Here is a 21,844-nt window from a genome sequence, read left to right on the forward strand (position 1 = left end):
CAAGAGTTGAGAGAGGTAGTAGCCTACCTAGATACTCATCAAACTTCACAATCATCTTGGCACCACCACCCCATCCAGGCCGATTTTCTTAAGCTTTTTTATTTCATTCTCCGCAACGCTTCGTGCCGTAAAAGGTCCAATGCGCACACGCGTCACTTCATTATTATCGATTTTAAGCGTTTCCGTATATGCCTTAAATCCATTTGATGCCAAATTTTCCTGTTGTTGCTTTGCCTTTAATTGATCAGAAAATGCACCTAGCTGTACGACAAACCCCTTCTTTGTCGTATCTGCCGCTGTAATAGCAGGCGTTGCCACCGCGACTGCTGCTGTAATATTTGCAGCAGCAGTATTTTTTACTTCAATGGGATGTTTATCAATTTTCGGTTTAATGCCCGGAATCGGAATACGTTTCTGCTCACCGGCTACTTCGATGCCTTCCTCGGCATTATGCGGCGTACCTTTAGGCTTGCTCTGTGATTCGGATAATACATCTACGCCATGAATATATTCTCGGCCAACTGGTTCTGCTTTAGGTGCAAAACTATTCCTGTCGTTTTGATTGGGTATTGGTAAATTAATAGCAATTTCATGCTTCTCATTCTCCGATTTTGGCTCATCAAAAATAATCGGCAACACAGTTACCGAAATGAGAACTAGAATGATAGCGCCAACCAAACGTCTTCTCGCGCGCTTTCGTAGTAATAATTCTTCCTCACTGATATTTTTAGTCATTTGAAATATCCAATTATTACTTGCTTTGCAGCGTGTTTAAATAACGCAACACGTCACCCACCGTATAGAAAGATCCGAATATGCAGATTCTATCATTTTTAGTTGCTTGTTCACAGGCAAAAACAAAAGCCGCCACACAATCCGAAAACTTATAAATGACATTCTTATTATTTGAAATACCGGCTTTATGAATCTCATCAATTAAATAATCAGCAGTAGCAGTACGAGGCGTATAAATAGATGATACCAGCCAGAAATCAATATCATTTTTTAATTCCTGAATCACTCCAAAAATATCTTTATCTTGCAACATAGCAAATACTGCATAGGTATGACCAGTCGGTTTTGTCGCAGCTAAATTTTCAGACAAAACAGAAGCTGCAGCCGGATTGTGTGCCACATCCAGGATTATCATGGGTTGCGTTGAAACAACCTGAAACCGGCCCGTTATGACCGCTTCAGTTAATCCCTGACGTACGTCATTCATACTGACAGGCAACAATTCATTTAGCGAATCCAGTGCGACCAAGCAAGTACTCGCGTTTTTCAATTGTTTCTCACCGCGCAAAGCGGGTAAAGGCAAAGAATACCGCCACCCTCTCGGCCCCCAGTAATCCCATTGTGTATCTTTCTTAGAAAAACCAAATGCTTTTGCAAATTGATAAAAACTTGCACCAATATTTTCAACTTGCTGATTAACCGAATCGGGTAGATCAGTTTCCGCACAAATAGCCGGTTTGTTTTTTCTAAAAATCGCGGCTTTCTCAAATCCTATCTTTTCCCTCGTATCTCCAAGGTACTCCATATGATCTAGATCAATGCTGGTTAAAATTGAACAATCCGCATCAAATATATTGACTGCATCAAGACGACCACCCAGACCGACTTCCAAAATTGCCACATCAACTTCATCCTGAATAAACAAATACATCGCAGCCAACGTGCCAAATTCAAAAAATGTTAAAGAAGTCTGGCAATTTTTTCTTACGGCATTAATTTTCGCAAATGCGTTGCAGAATCTTTCATCATCAACCTCTTTTTTGTCGATACGCACGCGCTCGTTGTAACGAAGTAAATGGGGTGAAGTATAGCAACCTACTTGATAACCAGCACAACACAATATCGATTCAAGCATCGCACACACTGAACCTTTTCCATTTGTACCACCCACTAGAATAATTGGAAATTTAGGTGCCAGTCCAAGTTGCAGCTTGACCTGATTCACACGATCCAATCCCATTTCAATGGTTTTGGGATGGAGTGCTTCAAGATAAGTTAACCAGTCGACGAGTGAGTCAGATTCTCTACTTGGTGCATTCATGTAATATGAACCACTAGTTATCCTACAATAGCAAAATATTGAAGTATGGGCTACTTTAACAAAGATATGGGTGCAGGCACACGCATCAGCTGTGTACAAAGATTGACAAGCTTATCGCGCATTTGTCTTCGATCCACAATCATATCAATCGCGCCATGCTGCAATAAGAATTCAGCTCGCTGAAAGCCTTCGGGAAGTGTTTGACGCACCGTCTGCTCAATAACGCGAGGACCAGCAAACCCGATAAGTGCACCGGGCTCTGCAATGACTACATCACCAATAAAGGCGAAGCTTGCTGAAACACCCCCCATGGTCGGATCTGTCAATACGGAGATAAAAGGTAATTTGTTATGGCTTAACCGAGTTAGGGCAGCGGTTGTTTTAGCCATCTGCATGAGTGAAAACAAACCTTCCTGCATACGTGCGCCGCCACTGGCACTAAAACATATAAATGGCAAATGCTGATTAATGCAGGTTTTAACACCACGTACAAAACGCTCACCGACAACAGAGCCCATCGAACCGCCCATGAAACCAAATTCAAATACTGCGACGACTACCGGGACAGTCTTGATGGTTCCTTGCATTACAACCAAAGAATCATCTTCATCAGTATTCTCCTTTGCTTGCGCTAATCGATCTACATAGCGTTTACTGTCTTTAAATTTAAGCGCGTCAGTTGCAATTACCTCAGCACCAATCTCATTCCGCCCATCAGGATCAAGCAACAAATCAAGACGATTTCTTGCTGAAATACGATTATGATAATCGCATTTAGGACAAACATTCAGATTCTTAACCAAATCTGTGTAATATAAAACGGCTTCACAGGTGCTACATTTACTCCACAAGCCTTCTGGAACAATTTTCTTTTCGCCGGTTTCTTTTCTTTTAATTTTTGGTGGAATAATATTCTGAAACCAACTCATGAGTATCGTTTCCTAAACTGTAGATTGAATATTGTTTTAATTTTCATCGATGGCCTTGCGTAACGTATTTAACAAATTTCCTACATTATGTAGTAGCTCCTCGCCATTTGATTTCTCAATTTCTTCTATAATTCGGCTACCAACTACCACAGCGTCCGCCAAACCGGCCACTGCTTTAGCCGTTACTCCATCACGAATACCAAACCCAACGCCAATCGGTAGCGAAATATACTGGCGCAGTTGCTTCAACATCACACTCACATCCTGAAGATCAAGGTGTGATGCGCCGGTTACACCCTTTAACGAAACATAATAAATATAGCCTTTCGCCATTTTTGCTACTTGTTCAATACGTTCCTGAGGTGTTGTGGGAGATAGCAAGAAGATTGCATCAATTCCGTGCTGATCCAAGCATTGCACCCACTCACCGGATTCTTCTGGCGGATAATCAACGATTAGAATACCATCGATACCACACGTACTTGCTTTGACTGCAAACAATTCATAACCCAATGCTTCAATAGGATTTGCATATCCCATCAAAACAACGGGTGTATCCGTATCCGTTTTTCTGAATTCGGCCACCATATCCAGAACACCATTTAGACTCACATGATGTTTTAAAGCACGCTCCGAAGATCTCTGTATCGTAGGTCCATCAGCCATCGGATCTGAAAAGGGTATGCCTAACTCTATGATGTCAGCACCTGATTGAACGAGCTGGTGCATTAACTGTACCGTGATTTCCGGACTGGGATCGCCAGCCGTGATAAAGGGAATTAAAGCTTTTCGATTTTGTTTTATTAATGCAGCAAATGTTTTCGCAATACGATTTATTTTTTTAGTATCCTCTTGTCCACTAAAAAAATTCATTAAATTCTTAAAACTATCTAGGCTCATCGGCTCAATCCGCTCTCAATTCTTTTCTGAAAAATACACATGCACAACACTGATTATTGAAATGCTAAAGCGTTAACCCGGACATTTGCGCAACAGTCGCCATATCCTTGTCACCGCGACCGGATAAATTAACCAACAGCAATTTGTCTTTCGGCAATGTAGGCGCATATTTAGCAGCATAAGCCAGAGCATGGCTTGATTCCAACGCTGGCATTATGCCTTCATAACGACAGAGCGTATGAAATGCTTCAAGTGCTTCATCATCGGTAATTGCAACATATTCTGCACGCCCGCAATCTTTCAGCCAAGCATGTTCCGGCCCAACGCCGGGGTAATCAAGACCTGCTGATATAGAATGTGTCTCAATAATCTGACCGTTTTCATCCTGGATGAGATAGGTACGGTTTCCATGTAACACTCCTGGCCTACCCGTTGATAAGGTCGCTGCATGCTGGTTGGTATCAATACCTTTTCCCGCTGCTTCTACACCAACCAACCGGACATTCACATCATCAATATACGGATAGAATAACCCGATTGCATTTGATCCCCCACCGACACAAGCAATGAGCGCATCCGGTTGCCTATTGAAATCCTCTTGCATCTGAACCTTGGCCTCTGTTCCTATAATCGCCTGAAAATCTCTGACCATCATCGGATAGGGGTGCGGTCCGGCGACTGTGCCAATGATATAAAAAGTGTCCTCCACATTAGTAACCCAGTCACGCATGGCCTCATTTAACGCATCTTTTAATGTTCGAGATCCCGACTCTACCGGCACCACTGTTGCACCCAAGAGTTTCATGCGATAGACATTGGTTGCTTGCCGCCTAACATCTTCAGAACCCATATAAACAACGCATTCCATCCCATAACGCGCAGCCACTGTCGCACTGGCCACACCATGCTGACCGGCACCTGTTTCAGCAATGACGCGTTTCTTTCCCATGCGCCGGGCAAGCAATGCTTGTCCGATTGTATTGTTGATTTTATGTGCACCGGTATGATTCAAATCTTCACGTTTCAACAGTATTTGCGCACCGCCCAAATGCTCAGACCATCTTTTCGCATGATAGATTGGACTGGGGCGCCCTACATAATGTTTTAACTCATAGGCAAACTCTGCCTGAAAATCCGGATCATCACGATAAAATTCATACTGCTTGCGTAAATCCTCCAGTGCCGAAATTAATGTTTCAGCAACAAATATGCCTCCGTAAGGTCCAAAGTGACCATTCTTATTGGGGAGATCGTAAGCACTCAAAATTGTTTAACTCCTTGCATGAAAGCAAAAATTTTTTTCTTATCTTTAATACCCTTTGAAGCTTCCACGCCACTTGAAACATCAACCGCCCACGGTTGAGTTTGCTGAATAGCCATTGTCACATTATCTGAATTTAAACCACCAGAAAGAATAAGTGGCAATGGAAGATATTGCGGAATAAGCTGCCAATTAAAAGTATGTCCGGTACCACCAGGCATATCTGCAGCATAAGTGTCCAGCAATAAAGCTTTTGCAGTCCTATATCTTTCAGCGTATTGTAGCAAATCCGTGTCTTGTCTGACTCTAATCGCCTTAATATAAGGCAGAGAAAATTGATTACAAAACTCCGGTGTTTCATCACCATGAAATTGGAGCAGATTTAATTTAGCAACTCTGCTGGTTTCTTCAACCCATGCGGCATCGGGATCAACATAAACACCAACGGCACAAACAAAAGGCGGTATATCTGTAGCAATCCGGCGTGCCGAATCCGGATCAATATAACGTGTGCTTTGCTGCCAGAAAACAAAACCAATTGCGTCGACACCTAATTGAACTGCTGCTTGCGCATCTTCACAGCGGGTGATCCCACATACTTTTACACGGACTGACATAATATCAATAAACTTTCTTGGGTCCTTAATTTCGCATGAATAGCCCTGGAATAATTGGCACTCCAGCTAATTCCGGCATGCGCCAGCCGTAGTCATATTTTACACCCGCCAAGTATAGTCCTGCAGGAGAAAAAGTTGAGGCCGCGTATATCCGATTACGACTTACCAGCAATTCATACATCCATTCAGCAGAATACTTTCCTTTACCGATATATACAAGGCAACCGATAATATTTCTCACCATGTGCTGCAGGAATGCATTTGCTCGCAAATCAAAAATCAATAAATTTCCCTGACGGGAGATATTCAATCGTGTCATTGTTCTAATAGGGGATTTTGCCTGACACTCGGCCGATCTAAACGAGGAAAAGTCATGTTCACCGACTAAGATATTACCTGCAGTTTGCATTTTCTCCAAAGCAAGCGGCTGATGATACCATCCGACTTTTTTATCATGAACGCCCGGTCGAACTGGGTGATTCAATAGTAAGTAAATGTAACGTCGCTCTATTGCACTGTATCTTGAATGAAACTCATCTGATACTTCGGTTGCCCACAGTATCGCTATGTCCCCTGGCAATAGCGCATTCACACCACGTATCCATGCACTGATAGGCCGTTGCGCAAGCGTATCAAAATGCACCACTTGATAAAGTGCATGAACTCCCGCATCGGTACGTCCAGCTGCAATGACGCGAATTGCTTCTTTTGCTATCTGAGACAAGGCTGTTTCAAGCACATCCTGAATCGAACAACCTGCCGGTTGACTCTGCCATCCGCAATACCGGCTGCCGTCATATTCTAAGATTAGCACTATCCGCACGAAGAAAAACCCGCCATTCCAAATTGACCAATGTCCAATCTTGCAATGTAACCAATAGATATCGTTAAAAGGCCTTTGAAAAACGACTCGAGGAAGCCGATGCTAGGCAAAACCAGGCGAAAAAGCGCAGTGTATTTATGATGAATGACCATTTTGAGCTTGTTAATAACACCGGCAGCGGCAATGCAAATAGTTTCTTAGCGCTTGTTAAAGGCTTTTCAGCATTTTCTTCGCAGCTTTCTGTTGTTTTGTATCACCGTCGCGTATTATTTCTTCAAGCATTTCTTTGGCACCTTCTTTATCATCCATTTCAAGATAAGCTTTTGCCAAATCGAGTTTGGTTTCAATTTCCTGCCATTCCTCACCCGTATCATTTAAATCCGCTTTTTCAACTTTCTCGTCCACCGGATTGGTATCTTCAAGATCCAAATTAATATCGGCCAATTCCAACTCGGGCATCTTAGACAATGGCTCTGATTCCGCCGTATCCGGTGCAATCTCCTGAGATTGATCAACTTCCACAGGTTTAACCGTTAAGCCGGGTTTTTCTGCATCACTATCAAAAGAACTAAACTCATCATTAATTCTGGGAACTTCAATTTCACTTACAGATTCTTCTTCCGTCAAATCAATTTCTGAATCAGTAAGATCAATATCCATCCCCTCAATATTCTTCTCTACAGCTTTATCATTGGAATTTACAGCATCTAAAGGCTGCTCTGTTTCATCAAAATTAATATCCAATGCATAATCGGAAACATTGGCTTCTTCCAAACTCTCCGAATCATCCGGGAATTCAGTGCCTTCTTCCACAGAGCTTTCTGTTGAAAAAATTTCATTTGAAGCTAAATTCTTTTTGTCTTTATCGATTTCATCGCTCAAATCAAAATCTATTTCATTGGCAGATTCAGCGGAACCGCGCGTCTGTGAAGAATCGGTGAATTGGCTATAATCTTCCTCAAAATCTTCTTTTAGATCTACTTCAGCATCCTGTTGTGAATTATCTGGCAACAACTCATCTTCAAACCGAGACTCAGAAATAGATGCTATGTTTGAGTCAGATTTCTCGACATGCTCATCTTCTTCGTAAGAAATATCTTCTTTATCAAAGACCTCAACCTGCTCTTCTGTTTCAGGATAAGCATTGATGTTCTCATAAGTTAAATCATCCTCCACTTCCCCTGATACAAATTGCTTTGTATCAGCCGGAGACACTGCAGTCTGAGCAGTTGCCATTGATGCCATCCTCGATCGCATCGAGGAAGAAAAGTCTTCTTTCGTTGTATCATTCTCTTCCAAATCTTCTTTTAACTGATCTCGACGCCGCTTAAGAATCAACAAAGTGAGTAACGATACCAAAGTCAAGGCAGCACCAATATATTCAATATAGTCGAATAATTGATCGGTCAATGATCGTTCCGTGGTTTCAGGTGATTGCGATGGATTAATTGTTGTATTCTGTATAGATTCAGTGGCGGGTTGAATTACCGGAGTTTCTTGCACCTGCGGAGAGTCCATACCCAGCATTGGATCTTTTTCAGTTAACGCGTTAACCGTCACTGGTGGACGCACCTCTGGTTGTCTTGTAACAGACTCCGCTTTAATTTGTGCTTGAGCTAAAACAGAATCCTTCAATTCCAATAATTGCTTCATATTTTCAATGCTTTTTTCCAGCATCGCCACACGCTGATTGGCTTCCTGCAAAGCAAGATTGCGTGCGATAGCATCTTCTTCCATCATCCGGAGACGATCTACTAACGTAGATTCAGCAATCTGATCATCTTTATCAAGCAATTGAGCGCCACTTGATAGTTTCAAAACTTCTTTAGGGGTCCCAGATGCTGCCATAGATTTTCTATCAATACTGGTCGCGATTTGACCTTGATCCGACTGACTTATTGTGTGAGATGCTGGTGATTCTCTGCTGATCGTCGCCAATTTTCCTTGATAATTACGCCAATCCCCAATCTGTGTCCTGATTTCAGCCTTTGCTGCTGATGTATCAATGGCTGATATCTCACTTTTCTCGGGTATCTTTAGAACGACACCAGCTCTGAGCAAATTCATATTGTCAGCAATGAAGGCGTCACGATTCGCGCGATAAAGTGCCACAAGCATCTGATTAAGATCAACCCCCGCCGGTAAAACCTGACGGGCAATTGAAGATAAAGTATCTCCCCGGTTCACCGGCCCATATGTTTTCTTCGTTTGACTAGAGGAACCATTGTTCGATTTAGATGAGCTTGCCGCTTGCTTATTTTTTTTGATATCAGAAGATCCCCCAGCATCTAGTCTTGTTGCTGTTATCATCGGGGCAGTATTGCTATTCGCCGCAGCAAGATTCTGTGTATTTGCTTCAATCGGATCAAGCAAAACGGTATATTCACGCAATATACGCCCTGAAGCCCAATTCAGCTCCATCAATATCATTAAGAAGGGATCATTAACAGCTTGTGGCGAAGTCAGCTTGATATAGGGAATGCCATTGATTCTTGACTCTATCGAAGCTTTTACAGACGACAGGATAGACTCATAGCTAATACCAGCTTGCGTATATGCCTCTCGCGTTGCGATACTGGCTTTTAGAGATTGCACTTCATCACTGCTGGTGGTTACGATATCAATTTCAGCATTCAGGGGTTGTCCCAATGCTGAATTGAGTGTTAATTTACCGAGTCCAGCCGCCTGAATAACAGCGCATGGCAACATCAGAATGATTACAAACAAGCTTACTCTAAAAGATGTTTTATACACCGAAGTACCCTCTCTGGTTTTGTGAAAATAAATATCGAAAGGCTAGCATTGTAGCGTAATCACGCAAGCTGCGATTATGCTTTAAATTACAGACTAATTCATATTAAACAAACCAATCATCAGCTAAAATCTTTAAGTGAACGAGTCAGTGAACACACTTAATGCTCAATCAGTATACGCAACATTCTCCGTAGCGGCTCTGCAGCACCCCAGAGCAATTGATCACCTACTGTAAAAACAGACAAATATTCTCCACCCATCGCCAGTTTCCGCATACGTCCTACAGGTATCGATAGAGATCCTGTTACTGCTGTGGGTGTTAATCTTGAGGTCGTTGCTGCTCTTTCATTGGGAACAATCTGCACCCAATCATTCGAGCCAGCTATAATTTCTTCAATTTCATCTAATGGCACATCTTGTTTTAATTTGATCGTCAAAGCCTGACTATGGCATCGCATCGCACCGACACGCACGCAGATACCATCAACAGGAATTTGCCGGTTACTGCTGCCGAGAATTTTATTGGTCTCTGCTTGACCTTTCCATTCTTCACGACTCTGTCCATTAGCTACTTCTTTATCAATCCAAGGAATCAAACTACCTGCCAATGGCACACCAAAATTTTCTGTCGGAAATTTATTATTACGTAAAGTACCTGCAACTTCCCGATCTATATCGAGAATATTTGAAGCAGGATCATCCAGTAAATCTTTTGCCACCCTATGCGCTTCACCCATTTGCTGGAGTAATTCCCGCATGTTTTTGGCCCCCGCACCTGATGCCGCCTGATAAGTCATGGCGCTCATCCATTCCACCAACCCTTTATCAAAAAGACCACCAACAGCCATTAACATCAAGCTTACCGTACAATTACCACCAATATAGTTTCTCACGCCATTGTGCAATGCTTGTTTGATCACAGGCATATTAACCGGATCCAATATGATGACCGCATCATCTTCCATGCGCAATGCAGATGCCGCATCTATCCAATAGCCTTGCCACCCGGATTGACGCAACTGCTTGACAATTTGATTAGTATAATCACCACCCTGACAGGAAATAATGACATCCATTGCACTGAGCTGATTGATATCAAAGGCATCTTTTAAGAATGGAATTTCCTTGCCAATTTCAGGACCCGCACCACCTTTTTGTGATGTTGTAAAAAAAACAGGATCTATCAGCGAAAAATCTTCCTCTTCTCGCATTCTCTGCATTAGTACGGAGCCGACCATGCCTCGCCAGCCAACAAAACCAACTTGTTTCATTGCTTATCTCTTATCCTAAAATTGACAATCGGTTAACTATTAAAAACATTTTTGTAAATATTAGCTTACTTTATAAATGTATAACAAATGATTTAATGCACTAATTCCACCTTAATTCAATCCACCCTTAAATAAAATTTACCGTTTAGAATCATTTCAATTCACAGAAATGACAGAACGGCATCGCCCATTGCATGCGTACCAACAGATTTCATACCCGGCTCATCTATATCTTTTGTTCTGAAGCCCAACGCCAATACTTTCTTAATCGCGTCTTCTATTCGAAGCGCAGCTTCCTCCTGATTAAACGTATAGCGCAACATCATGGCAACTGAAAGTATGGTTGCAAGCGGATTAGCTAGATCCTTCCCGGCAAGATCAGGTGCCGAACCATGAATCGGCTCGTACAAACCCTTATTATTTTCATCCAGAGAAGCAGAAGGCAGCATTCCAATCGAACCCGTCAACATCGAAGCTTCGTCGGACAATATATCGCCAAACATGTTCCCGGTTACAATCACATCAAACTGTTTGGGATTACGAACCAATTGCATGGCAGCATTATCGACCAGCATATGCGAAAGCGTCACTTGCGGGTATTCTTTGGATACTTCAATAACAACATCGCGCCATAATTGCGTACATTCCAGCACATTCATTTTATCGACGGAGCATAACTTACCCTGCCGTTTACTGGCTGCCCGAAAAGCCACATGCGCAATGCGCCGGATTTCTGCTTCACTGTAGATCATCGTGTTGAATCCGACACGTTGCCCGTCACGCCTTTCAATACCGCGCGGTTCACCAAAATAAATATCGCCAGTCAGTTCGCGCACGATCATGATATCGAGTCCGGCAACTACGTCATATTTCAAGCTGGAAGCATTAGCCAGTTCCGGGTAAAGTATCGCCGGCCTAAGATTAGCAAATAAGTTCAGCTCCTTACGAATAGCAAGCAAGCCGCGTTCGGGACGTTGTTGGCGCGGCAATGTATCATATTGAGGGCCGCCTACCGCACCCAGCAGAATCGCGTCTGCCTGACTCGCTAATCGATGCGTTACGTCAGGATACGGCTCTCCGCTTGCATCAACAGCACATCCCCCAATCAATCCATATTCCAACTCAATTGACAGACCATCGGATTTTAAAGCATTCAACACACGCACGGCTTGCGCTACGATTTCCGGTCCGATACCGTCGCCCGCTAAAACAGCAATTTTCATCATATCCTAACTTTCAGCAATGTCATTCACATAAACAGCCACGGCTGCGTATCGCGCCGTTTTTGTTCAAATTGTTTGATTATTTCTGTCTGTTGCAACGTCAATCCAATTTCATCCAAGCCATTCAATAGACAATGTTTACGAAAAGTATCGCTGTCAAAGTTAAATTCCTCATTGTTTGGCGTAGTCACTGTTTGTTTCTGTAAATCTACCGTAAGGCTGTATCCTTCCGTTGATTTGACTGCTTCAAACAAACGATCCAGTACCGCCGCGTCAAGAATGATCGGTAATAAACCAATCTTGAAACAATTGTTAAAAAATATATCGGCAAAACTGGGGGCGATGATGACACGAAAACCATAATCCTGAAGTGACCACGGCGCATGTTCGCGGCTCGATCCGCAACCAAAATTTGCTCGCGCCAATAGTATCTGCGCACCTAGATAACGCGGTTGATTCAACACGAATTCCGGATTCGGTTGGCGCTGCGCCGGATCCATACCGGGCTCTCCATGATCCAGATAGCGCCATTCATCAAACAGGTTTTGACCAAAGCCCGAGCGTTTGATCGATTTAAGAAACTGCTTTGGAATGATCGCATCGGTATCGACATTAGCACGATCCAGAGGTGCCACCAAACCAGTAAAAGTATGAAATTTTTCCATTGATTAGGTTACTCGCTTATTTCACGCACATCGACAAAATGACCGGCAATTGCGGCCGCTGCAGCCATTGCCGGGCTAACCAAATGTGTTCGGCCGCCGGGTCCTTGCCTGCCTTCAAAATTTCGATTTGAAGTAGAAGCGCAGCGTTCACCGGCAGTCAGCCGATCATCATTCATTGCTAGACACATGGAACAGCCGGGCTCACGCCACTCAAACCCGGCGGTGAGAAAAATCCGGTCCAGCCCTTCTTGCTCGGCTTGTTTCTTGACCAAACCCGAGCCGGGTACAACCAGCGCCAGCTTAATAGTCGATGCTATGCGTTTTCCTTTAACGATTTGTGCAGCTGCCCTCAAATCTTCAATGCGTGAATTGGTGCAAGAACCAATAAATATTTTGTCGAGGGTAATCTGCCGAATCGGTGTATTGGCAACTAGCCCCATATAATTCAACGCTTGTTGCATATCATGGCGCTTCACTTCATCAGTAACGAGAGAAGGATCCGGCACCGTGCCATCGATTGTGGTCACCATTTCAGGGGAAGTCCCCCAAGTAACCTGGGGTTTGATTTGTGCAGCATCTAAAGCGACTGTCCGGTCGAAAACCGCATCGGCATCACTTTGCAGTGTGCGCCAATACGCAACCGCCCTATCCCATAACTCACCTTTGGGTGCAAAAGGCCGTCCTTGAATGTAATTAATCGTTGTATCATCAACAGCCACCATACCAGCCCGCGCACCGGCTTCAATCGCCATATTACACAGTGTCATGCGCCCTTCCATAGATAGCGCCCGGATGGCGCTGCCAGTAAATTCGATCGCATAACCCGTGCCCCCAGCAGTACCGATTTCGCCTATGATTGCCAAAGCGATATCTTTAGCGGTAACTCCCAACCCCAATTTGCCTTCAACAGAAATACGCATGGCTTTGGCTTTTTTCATCAATAGGCACTGTGTTGCTAATACATGTTCAACCTCTGAAGTGCCGATACCAAATGCCAAGCAACCAAAAGCACCGTGCGTACTGGTATGTGAATCGCCACAAACAACTGTCATGCCGGGCAATGTGGCGCCTTGTTCAGGGCCAATGACATGCACAATACCTTGGCGCAAATCCTGCATTTTAAATTCGGTAATCCCCAGTTCATCGCAATTCTGATCCAAGGTATCGACTTGCAAACGGGAAATGGGGTCATGTATGCCATGACTGCGATCGGTCGTTGGAACATTATGGTCTGCAACGGCCAAGATAGAATCAAGGCGCCAAGGCTTCCGTCCTGCCAGCTTCAAACTTTCGAATGCTTGCGGACTGGTCACCTCATGCACTAAATGGCGATCAATATAGATCAATGCCATACTGACCGACTCGGCCGCTTCAGTATGAACCACATGTTGATTCCACAGCTTGTCGTATAACGTTTGCATCATACAAGTTTAAAATTTTTAATTAGCCTGCGATTATCCCATAAAGTTTACTGATTCAACAAACTATACGCAGCACAATCTATTGATGACTGAATGGTTTCATTTTCCATGCGATTAAGATCATGCCGGTTAACGCCGCGGCAGCACTGATAAAGAAAGTGGTCTCTGCTCCCAGCCAATCCCAGGTATAACCGCTAGAAATTGCTCCCAAGGCACCGCCCAGTCCATAAGCAATGCTGGTATAAATCGCTTGACCTTTCGCTTGATGACGGCCATGAAAAAATTGATGGATCACCATCATGGCCGCAATATGATGCGCGCCATAAGTTGCGGCATGTAAAACTTGTGCAAAAATAATAATTAGCGGCCATTCGACACCCTGCCCTATCAGCAGAAAACGTAGAATAGCGCAGGCAAAGCTAAAAATTAATATGTGCTTTAAACTGAAATGCCGCATCAGCCACGGCATAATAAAAAAAATACCGATTTCACAGATAACGCCGGTAGCCCATAACCATCCGACAAATCCTTTGTCATAGCCATGTTCAACCAGATAGATTGAGAAAAATGTATAGTAAGCGCCATGCGCAAACAACATCAATAAACTGGCGATCAAAAAAGCCGTGACTTCCGGGCGCAGGCAGATCTGCCGTACCGTATGCAGTCCCGCGGTATAGTTGATGATTTCCTTCTCAGGAATTTGATAAGAAAAAATCAAAATACCAAACTTTAATCCCAGAATAATCCAAAGTAACCAGATAATTTCCACGCTTTGCAAGAAATAACCGATACCGACCACCGCCAGAATAAATCCGACAGAGCCCCAGGAACGAATACGCCCGTATTTATCGGTGCGCTCGCCCAGATGCGACAAGGTAATTGCCTCCATGATTGGCAATGACGCGCTCCAGAAGAAACTCATTGCCAACATAACAAAAAATACCCAGGCAAACGATTCACCCAGGAAGAAACCACAAAAACTTAATAATCCACTTGCAGCAGCAATCTGCACAACTCGAACGCGCTTCCCCATATGATCGGCCAACCACCCCCAGGCAGCTGGCGAGAAAATCCGGGTAAACAATAGCAATGACATTAATACGCCGATTTGCAGCGCACTAAATCCAAGGGATTGCAAATACAAGCTCCAATACGGCGCAAATGCGCCGATCACCGCAAAGTAAAAGAAATAAAAACCGGAAAGGCGCCAATAAGGAAATGATCGCATAAAGTGAGCTAATTGACGCAGTGATTAAACTAAAAAATTGTTGATTAAATGTTGTTTGTTAGGTGAAATTACAAATTGAATACCGAATACTCACTGGGTGTACTGAGGACAACTGCCTAGAAGGATCAATTTTACTAGAATTCTCGCCTTCCATGCAGCTAAGAGAAGCAAGCGGCAACCAATTCGATACGCCTCCATCAAATGCCTTAATAAAACACCGCAGACCTTTCGCTACTAGCCCGAAAGTTTACTTGTTCTACGCCCAGACAGTTGACAATCCACAAGCCCTTCGATAGTCTCCTTGCACGGATTGGATTTTGTATTGTCACGCACTCGCCATGCTCTGATTAGATTGAAGAAAACTTTGGCAAGATGCAGAATCATCACCTCACGCCCGCGTTTCTCAGTTAATCAAAGTTTTGTGCGATACGTAAATACATTTTTTTCATCTTTATCAAATACAATAATTCGTTAATCTAAAAAGGAGAAAATGATGGGACTAAAAGGATCTAAAACAGAAGGAAACCTGAAAGCCGCTTTTGCCGGCGAATCTCAAGCTAACCGCCGTTATTTATATTTCGCAGCTAAGGCCGACGTAGAAGGACAAAATGACGTAGCTGCTGTATTCCGGTCTACCGCTGAAGGTGAAACCGGTCACGCGCATGGCCACCTGGAATATCTGGAAAACTGTGGCGACCCGGCTACCGGCATGCCATTTGGAGCTTCCCGCGACAATCTGAAAACAGCCATTGCAGGTGAAACGCACGAATACACCGACATGTATCCAGGCATGGCAAAAATAGCGCGCGATGAAGGGTTTGACGAAATCGCTGACTGGTTTGAAACGCTGGCCAAAGCTGAACGCTCGCATGCCAATCGCTTTCAACGCGCACTCGATAGCTTAGCCGATTAATTCGTTACACGATACGATCGCTTATTGCATAGAGTCATTGGGGTTTATCTAACTATTCGTTGGTTAAACCCCATCCTTTAATCGAATAAATTTTCTACTCGCTGAAACCCGTTTATGTCTACTCGTGAAGGCAGTCTGGAAGCACCGAAACGTCATCCCATTGACTGGAAAAATCCTGATTTTTATAACGAAGCCAGTCTGAATCAGGAAATGGAGCGCGTTTTCGATATTTGCCAGGGATGCCGCCGTTGCGTCAATCTTTGCACCGCTTTTCCACGCTTGTTTGATTTGATTGATGAAAGCACTACCGGCGAGCTGGATAGCGTCAACAAAAACCAATACTGGGAAGTGGTCGATCGTTGCTATCTTTGCGATATGTGCTTCATGACCAAATGTCCTTATGTGCCGCCGCATGAGTGGAACATTGATTTTCCGCATCTGATGTTACGCGCCAAAGCAGCCAAATATAAAAGTCAGGGCGCCGGTTTTCGTGACAAATTGCTCTCCAGCACTGATTTGATGGGTAAGCTTGCCACTATTCCCGTGGTGGTTCAAACCGTAAATACCATTAACAAAACTCCGGTTACCCGGAAGTTGATGGACAGCATGCTGGGAATTCATGCCGATAGAAAATTGCCTGAATACACGGCCAAAAAATTCCGCGAGAACGCTACACCCAACGATACTTTCCCAGTAAAAGATGGTGCACGCACACTAGGAAAAGTCGCTATTTATGCCACCTGCTATATCAATTATAACGAACCGGGCATCGGCCACGATTTACTAAAAATACTGGAACATAATGAAATTCCAGCCTGTCTGGTGGAAAAAGAAGCCTGTTGCGGCATGCCGAAACTGGAATTGGGTGATCTGGAAGCAGTGGAAAAACTCAAAAATGAAAATATTCCCCACTTACTGAAACTGACTCAAGCGGGCTATGCCATTCTCTCCGCCGTGCCCTCCTGTACATTGATGTACAAGCAAGAATTGCCGTTGCTATTTCCAGATGATGAGGATGTTCAAGCCGTTGCTGCCGCCACGTTCGATCCATTTGAATATCTGGCATTAAGAAACCAAGACAATTTACTTAAAACAGATTTCAAAAAACCGCTGGGAAATGTGGCTTACCATATCCCTTGCCATCAACGCGTGCAAAATATTGGCAAAAAGACTCGCGATATTCTGCAACTGATACCCGATACAACAATCAACGTCGTAGAACGCTGCTCAGGCCATGACGGCACCTGGGGTGTAAAAAGCGAGCACTTCGCCGATTCGATGAAAATTGGCCGGCCGGTTTTTAAACAAATGGCTGCATCAGATCCGGATTACATCAGTTCAGATTGCGCCATCGCCGCACGGCATATCGAACAAGGCATAGGCGAGAGTAAAGCGCAAAAATTACACCCGCTCACTTTATTGCATATGGCTTATGGCATTGATACCGATCTTCAGTCACCAGCCGAATCCAACTTATCAGTCACACCTATCACACAACCCGGTAAAAAACACATGACGCCAATAACCCGTGACAACCTGCTGACATTGGAAGTATATGCCAAAATACGCAAAGATTTCCGCGCACAAGTGATGGCACATAAGAAAACACGCAAAATCGCGCTGGGAGAAAATATTACGCTGATCTTTGAAGATGAATTGACCGTTCGTTATCAAATTCAGGAAATGTTGCACGTAGAACGTATTTTTCAGGAAGAAGAAATCGTACACGAGCTTGAAACTTATACGCCATTGATTCCAGATGGACATAACTGGAAAGCCACCATGATGATTGAATACCCTGACCCAACGGTGCGTGCAGCCAAATTGGCTACGATGGTAGGCATTGAGGATAAAGTGTGGGTCAAAATTGCCGGGCATGCGCCCGTGTACGCGATTGCTGATGAAGATCTGGAACGGGAAACCAGCGAAAAAACCTCGTCCGTTCATTTCCTGCGTTTTGAGCTCACCCCTGAAATGATCCAATCACTCCAGCAAGGCGCGCCATTAAGCATGGGCGTTGATCACCCAGCCTATCAAGCAACAATAGATGCCGTGGATGCCAGCATTCGCGCATCACTAGTCAATGATTTATCCGTTGCATGAAACGAGCACTTACGCTGATTTGTGTTTTGTTTTTGTTTGCTTGCGCTAAGCCAGCATTCAAAGACGAATTTGAAAGCGACAAACCCTGGATTGAACAACTGACACAACTCCCCGCTTACCCGGATGAGAAAAATTTGATGGCATTCGATGCAGGTGCTGTCAGCGGTAACAAATATTTCGTTGACACAACCTCCATCAAAATAGGTGAAGATGGTGTCATCCGCTTTAGCCTAATTATCAAATCCTCTGCAGGCGCCTTGAATGTCAGTTATGAAGGCATCCGTTGCGCTACTAGAGAAAGAAAAGTGTATGCATTAGGCCGGAATGATAAAACCTGGACACAACCTCGCGTATCGGAATGGCAGAAACTCGACTTTGTCCGGCAATTTTATGCACAACGAGAACTATCCAAAAATATCTTTTGTCCCCATCAGCAAATTGTAAGCACCACTGAAGAAGCCATCCAGGCTTTGAAAGTAGGCATGCATCGAAACATATTCCGTTAGCGGAGCAATCGTTCTATTGCCAATAAGGTAAACCCCATTTAGGCACCAGTTTTTATCAGAGATTACTCTTGCTCGCACGCAAGTCTCACCACAAATATAATCAACAATCTGGCTAGACCCTATTGTTTTTATGGTAATTAGAGTTCAAACTCTTGACCGGGGATTTGATCTGCATTCAAATTAAAACACGTTCTAAAGGTCTCGCCATAGAACATAGTAATCGATTAATGTAACCATATTGGTCACTGAAGTTTCTACCAAGTATTAAACAGTGTTTCCCCAGAAATATCCCAAATAACCAAAATAAGGAAGAATCATATGAACAAAGGCTTTTGCTTGACACTACTAAATGTAGTGGGGCTGTTTCTCCTAGGTTTCAGCAGTTGGGTCAGCGCTAGTGAAGTAGCCGCTGTTGTGAGTGAAGCACAAGTAGTTGCAAAGTATAATTACATTATCAATATCCTGACCATGCTTCTGGTCGGTTTCGGTTTTCTCATGGTATTTGTCCGCCGCTATGGGTTTGGTGCTGTAACTGGCACTTATCTCGTCGTCGCCGTTGGACTTCCGCTCTACATCCTGTTACGTGCGAACGGCATCTTTGGTCACCAGTTATCACCGCACACGTTGGATTCGTTGCTATTTGCTGAATTATCAGTCGCCACGGCATTAATCGCTATGGGTGCTGTACTAGGACGTCTGCGTGTTTTTCAATACGCATTGCTCGCGCTTTTAGTCGTTCCGCTTTATCTATTGAATGAGTGGCTCGTACTTGATGATGCGATTGGCTATACCACCGGATTTAAGGATTCAGCCGGTTCCATTGTTATTCATGCATTTGGTGCCTATTTTGGATTAAGTATGTCCATCGTGCTCACCACAGCTTACCAGCGCAGCAAGCCGATCGAATCGGATCACACCTCCGATCGCTTTGCCATGTTAGGTTCCATGGTGCTTTGGATATTCTGGCCAAGTTTTGCCACGGCACTAGTACCTTTAGAAAATATGCCGCAAACGGTCGTCAATACATTACTGGCACTCTCCGGCGCGACGATTGCTACCTATTTCCTCAGTTCCAAACTGCACAACGGCAAAACCTCCATGGTCGATATGGCTAATGCGGCATTGGCGGGTGGTGTAGCTATCGGTTCATTATGCGATGTGGTATCTCCAACCGGCGCATTTGGCATTGGTTTGCTGGCTGGCACGGTTTCTGTTTTAGGTTATGTTTTCCTCCAGCCAGTATTGGAATCCCGATTTAAACTCGTTGATACCTGTGGCGTGCATAACTTGCACGGTATGCCTGGATTAATAGGCGGCCTTAGTGCTTTCTTCTTTGTGCCGGATATTGCCATTGCGCAATTCAACGGCATCATGATTACCCTTATCATCGCCATTACTGGCGGGCTAATTGCCGGTGCCATCGTCAAAGCGACCGGTACCACGCGCGAGCCTTATGAAGATAGCGTGGAATTTACACACCTTGCCGGTCCTGAAAAAGAGAACTTGCCGGAGCAATTACAAACGCGCGTTGAAGTTCTGGAAACCCGTGCCGCTAAACCACAAGCCCCAGTTGAATCACCAGAAACCAAAGCATTGGTGGCAAGACTGGAATCCCGCATCTTGACTCTGGAAAGTAGAGTTGCGGCAGCACCGACGCAAAATACTGAGGCAAAACCAGAATCACAGAGTTAATAGTTCTTCAAGTTTAACCCCTCCGCTGCTTGCAGCGGGGGGGTTATTATCTAAGGTAAGTGATCACTATTCATGAGATTTAAAAACGGTGGCGCCGGGATAATAAACTTTCCCCCAATTGACTAAAGCTTCTAATACCGGCCGCAAATCCCCTCCCTTTTGGGTTAATTCATATTCGAAGCGCACCGGCTTTTGCTGATATGCATATTGCACGATAATCCCGGCAGATTCGAGATTTTTCAATCGATCTGCCAGAATATTTGTAGCGATTTGTTCCGGCGATGTCAGAAACTCTTGGTATCGCCTTTTCCCCAACAACAGATCACGGATAATCAGCAAAGACCACTTATCCCCCAACTGATCAAGCGCGCAAGCAATTGGGCAATGCGATCGTTCAAAGATAGTTTTGTTCGAATTGTCCGTCATACGCCAAAAACCTTACTTGAAAAATAACAGAATAATCGTAATGTAATACACTAGCTTGCAATTAACAAGTTTATAATATAAAGTAACTTGCACTATACAAGTAGCATTGAAATTATTACTAATAAGGAGCTGACATGCTAAAACTTTACCAGTTTGAACGCACTTGGGGTATTCCAAATTTAAGTCCTTTCTGTTGCAAAATAGAAACCTACTTGCGCATGGCGGAAATTGAATATGAAATTAAACCAGCGCTTCCTTTAGGCGCACCCAAGGGAAAACTGCCCTACATCGAAGATAATGGCCAAGCCTTGGGTGATTCGCGTTTTATCATCACACATCTCAAATCAACTTATAAAGACCTGGATAAAGGACTGCCAGAAGATAAATTAGCCCTATCGGTTGCCATGCAGCGTTTACTTGAAGAACATTTATTTTGGGCTGCGCTCTATTCGCGCTGGCAATATACGGATGAAAATTGGCAAGTCAATAAACAAGCGATTTTTGGCAAATTACCGCCCATTATCCGCGACATTGTCGCTAGTGGCTGGCGCCGCAAAATCAAGCAGCAGATTTTGGGTCATGGCACCGGTAGACACCAAGCTGAAGAAATCTTCGCACTTGGCAAGCAGGATATGGAGGCGTTATCTGCAAGCCTCGGCAACAAAACCTATTTCTTGGGTGACCAACCCACCACGCTGGATACCACAGCTTTTGGGTTGCTCATCAATATCATCGGCTGCCCCATTGAATCACCGTTGAAGGAATATGGCCTAGCCAAAGACAATCTGGTCAATTATGTTGATCGAATCGGGCGTGAGTTTTATCCTGATTTGCAAAGCAATTGATAGTGATGTGGTCCAATAGACATGGACACTCCAGTTAAAAAAATAATCTTAACTGGAGGAAGAAATGGAAACGAGGAAATAATATCACTGCTGTCCCGTTAACGAGCAAGTACTGCGGCCCGATTCAGGCCTAATTGGTATAATAAGTTTTCGCATAACTTGTTGAACCAGATAGGAGAATCAGGCCATGCCTCATTGTAATACAATCTTT

Annotated in this window: 19 protein-coding genes; 5 read left to right on the forward strand and 14 right to left on the reverse strand. The window is 44.0% G+C overall.

Annotation, left to right across the window (positions count from 1 at the left end):
- Nucleotides 1-51: 51 nt before the first annotated feature.
- From K2P83_RS07390 to K2P83_RS07450, 13 genes are all read right to left on the reverse strand, one after another.
- Nucleotides 52-735 carry an SPOR domain-containing protein gene (locus K2P83_RS07390; protein ID WP_292927798.1) on the reverse strand — a complete coding sequence of 228 codons (684 nt, stop codon included), beginning with the start codon at nt 733-735 and terminating at the stop codon, nt 52-54.
- 16 nt (nt 736-751) lie between these two features.
- Nucleotides 752-2,056, reverse strand: coding sequence for a bifunctional tetrahydrofolate synthase/dihydrofolate synthase (gene folC / locus K2P83_RS07395; protein ID WP_292927800.1), 1,305 nt, complete (start codon nt 2,054-2,056; stop codon nt 752-754).
- A gap of 50 nt (nt 2,057-2,106) precedes the next feature.
- Nucleotides 2,107-2,985: an acetyl-CoA carboxylase, carboxyltransferase subunit beta gene (accD, locus tag K2P83_RS07400; protein WP_292927802.1), complete on the reverse strand. Its 879-nt coding sequence runs from the start codon at nt 2,983-2,985 to the stop codon at nt 2,107-2,109.
- Nucleotides 2,986-3,021: 36 nt separating this feature from the next.
- Nucleotides 3,022-3,822: a tryptophan synthase subunit alpha gene (gene trpA, locus K2P83_RS07405; protein WP_292927828.1), complete on the reverse strand. Its 801-nt coding sequence runs from the start codon at nt 3,820-3,822 to the stop codon at nt 3,022-3,024.
- Nucleotides 3,823-3,949: 127 nt separating this feature from the next.
- Complete coding sequence (gene trpB / locus K2P83_RS07410) at nt 3,950-5,149, reverse strand: tryptophan synthase subunit beta (protein WP_292927804.1); 1,200 nt, start codon at nt 5,147-5,149, stop codon at nt 3,950-3,952.
- Nucleotides 5,146-5,763 carry a phosphoribosylanthranilate isomerase gene (locus K2P83_RS07415; RefSeq protein WP_292927806.1) on the reverse strand — a complete coding sequence of 206 codons (618 nt, stop codon included), beginning with the start codon at nt 5,761-5,763 and terminating at the stop codon, nt 5,146-5,148. Before K2P83_RS07415 ends, trpB begins: the two co-directional genes overlap by 4 nt.
- A 25-nt stretch (nt 5,764-5,788) precedes the next feature.
- A complete protein-coding gene (gene truA / locus K2P83_RS07420) occupies nt 5,789-6,586 on the reverse strand; it encodes a tRNA pseudouridine(38-40) synthase TruA (protein ID WP_292927808.1) in 798 nt (265 codons plus the stop codon).
- 207 nt (nt 6,587-6,793) lie between these two features.
- Nucleotides 6,794-9,181, reverse strand: coding sequence for a FimV/HubP family polar landmark protein (locus K2P83_RS07425; protein WP_292927810.1), 2,388 nt, complete (start codon nt 9,179-9,181; stop codon nt 6,794-6,796).
- 317 nt (nt 9,182-9,498) lie between these two features.
- Entirely contained in the window at nt 9,499-10,611 is a 1,113-nt protein-coding gene (gene asd, locus K2P83_RS07430) for an aspartate-semialdehyde dehydrogenase (protein ID WP_292927812.1), read from the reverse strand.
- A gap of 161 nt (nt 10,612-10,772) precedes the next feature.
- Nucleotides 10,773-11,834 carry a 3-isopropylmalate dehydrogenase gene (leuB, locus tag K2P83_RS07435; RefSeq protein WP_292927830.1) on the reverse strand — a complete coding sequence of 354 codons (1,062 nt, stop codon included), beginning with the start codon at nt 11,832-11,834 and terminating at the stop codon, nt 10,773-10,775.
- Between the two features lie 26 nt (nt 11,835-11,860).
- Nucleotides 11,861-12,499, reverse strand: a complete 639-nt coding sequence (leuD, locus tag K2P83_RS07440) for a 3-isopropylmalate dehydratase small subunit (protein ID WP_292927814.1) — start codon at nt 12,497-12,499, stop codon at nt 11,861-11,863.
- A gap of 8 nt (nt 12,500-12,507) precedes the next feature.
- A complete protein-coding gene (leuC, locus tag K2P83_RS07445; RefSeq protein ID WP_292927832.1) occupies nt 12,508-13,920 on the reverse strand; it encodes a 3-isopropylmalate dehydratase large subunit in 1,413 nt (470 codons plus the stop codon).
- Nucleotides 13,921-13,999: 79 nt separating this feature from the next.
- Complete coding sequence (locus tag K2P83_RS07450; protein WP_292927816.1) at nt 14,000-15,148, reverse strand: MFS transporter; 1,149 nt, start codon at nt 15,146-15,148, stop codon at nt 14,000-14,002.
- Nucleotides 15,149-15,641: 493 nt separating this feature from the next.
- Here K2P83_RS07450 and K2P83_RS07455 point away from each other — a divergent pair, with 493 nt between their 5' ends.
- The 4 genes from K2P83_RS07455 (at nt 15,642) to K2P83_RS07475 (ending at nt 20,362) form a co-directional block, all read left to right on the forward strand.
- Complete coding sequence (locus K2P83_RS07455; RefSeq protein WP_292927818.1) at nt 15,642-16,061, forward strand: rubrerythrin family protein; 420 nt, start codon at nt 15,642-15,644, stop codon at nt 16,059-16,061.
- A 114-nt stretch (nt 16,062-16,175) separates the two neighbouring features.
- Nucleotides 16,176-18,164: a DUF3501 family protein gene (locus K2P83_RS14315; RefSeq protein WP_363279443.1), complete on the forward strand. Its 1,989-nt coding sequence runs from the start codon at nt 16,176-16,178 to the stop codon at nt 18,162-18,164.
- The gene (locus K2P83_RS07470) at nt 18,161-18,670 is read left to right on the forward strand and encodes a CNP1-like family protein (protein WP_292927820.1); all 510 of its coding nucleotides are present in this window, start codon (nt 18,161-18,163) and stop codon (nt 18,668-18,670) included. The genes K2P83_RS14315 and K2P83_RS07470 overlap by 4 nt, the downstream gene beginning before the upstream one ends.
- A gap of 318 nt (nt 18,671-18,988) precedes the next feature.
- Nucleotides 18,989-20,362, forward strand: a complete 1,374-nt coding sequence (locus K2P83_RS07475) for an ammonium transporter (RefSeq protein WP_292927822.1) — start codon at nt 18,989-18,991, stop codon at nt 20,360-20,362.
- A 66-nt stretch (nt 20,363-20,428) separates the two neighbouring features.
- On the opposite strand, the gene K2P83_RS07480 is transcribed toward K2P83_RS07475, so the two are convergent.
- A complete protein-coding gene (locus tag K2P83_RS07480; protein ID WP_292927824.1) occupies nt 20,429-20,788 on the reverse strand; it encodes a helix-turn-helix domain-containing protein in 360 nt (119 codons plus the stop codon).
- A 134-nt stretch (nt 20,789-20,922) separates the two neighbouring features.
- On the opposite strand from K2P83_RS07480, the gene K2P83_RS07485 reads away from it, so the two are divergent.
- The gene (locus K2P83_RS07485; RefSeq protein ID WP_292927826.1) at nt 20,923-21,633 is read left to right on the forward strand and encodes a glutathione S-transferase family protein; all 711 of its coding nucleotides are present in this window, start codon (nt 20,923-20,925) and stop codon (nt 21,631-21,633) included.
- The last annotated feature ends 211 nt before the right edge of the window (nt 21,634-21,844 follow it).

This window comes from Nitrosomonas sp. (assembly GCF_019752415.1).
Taxonomy (GTDB): Bacteria; Pseudomonadota; Gammaproteobacteria; order Burkholderiales; family Nitrosomonadaceae; genus Nitrosomonas.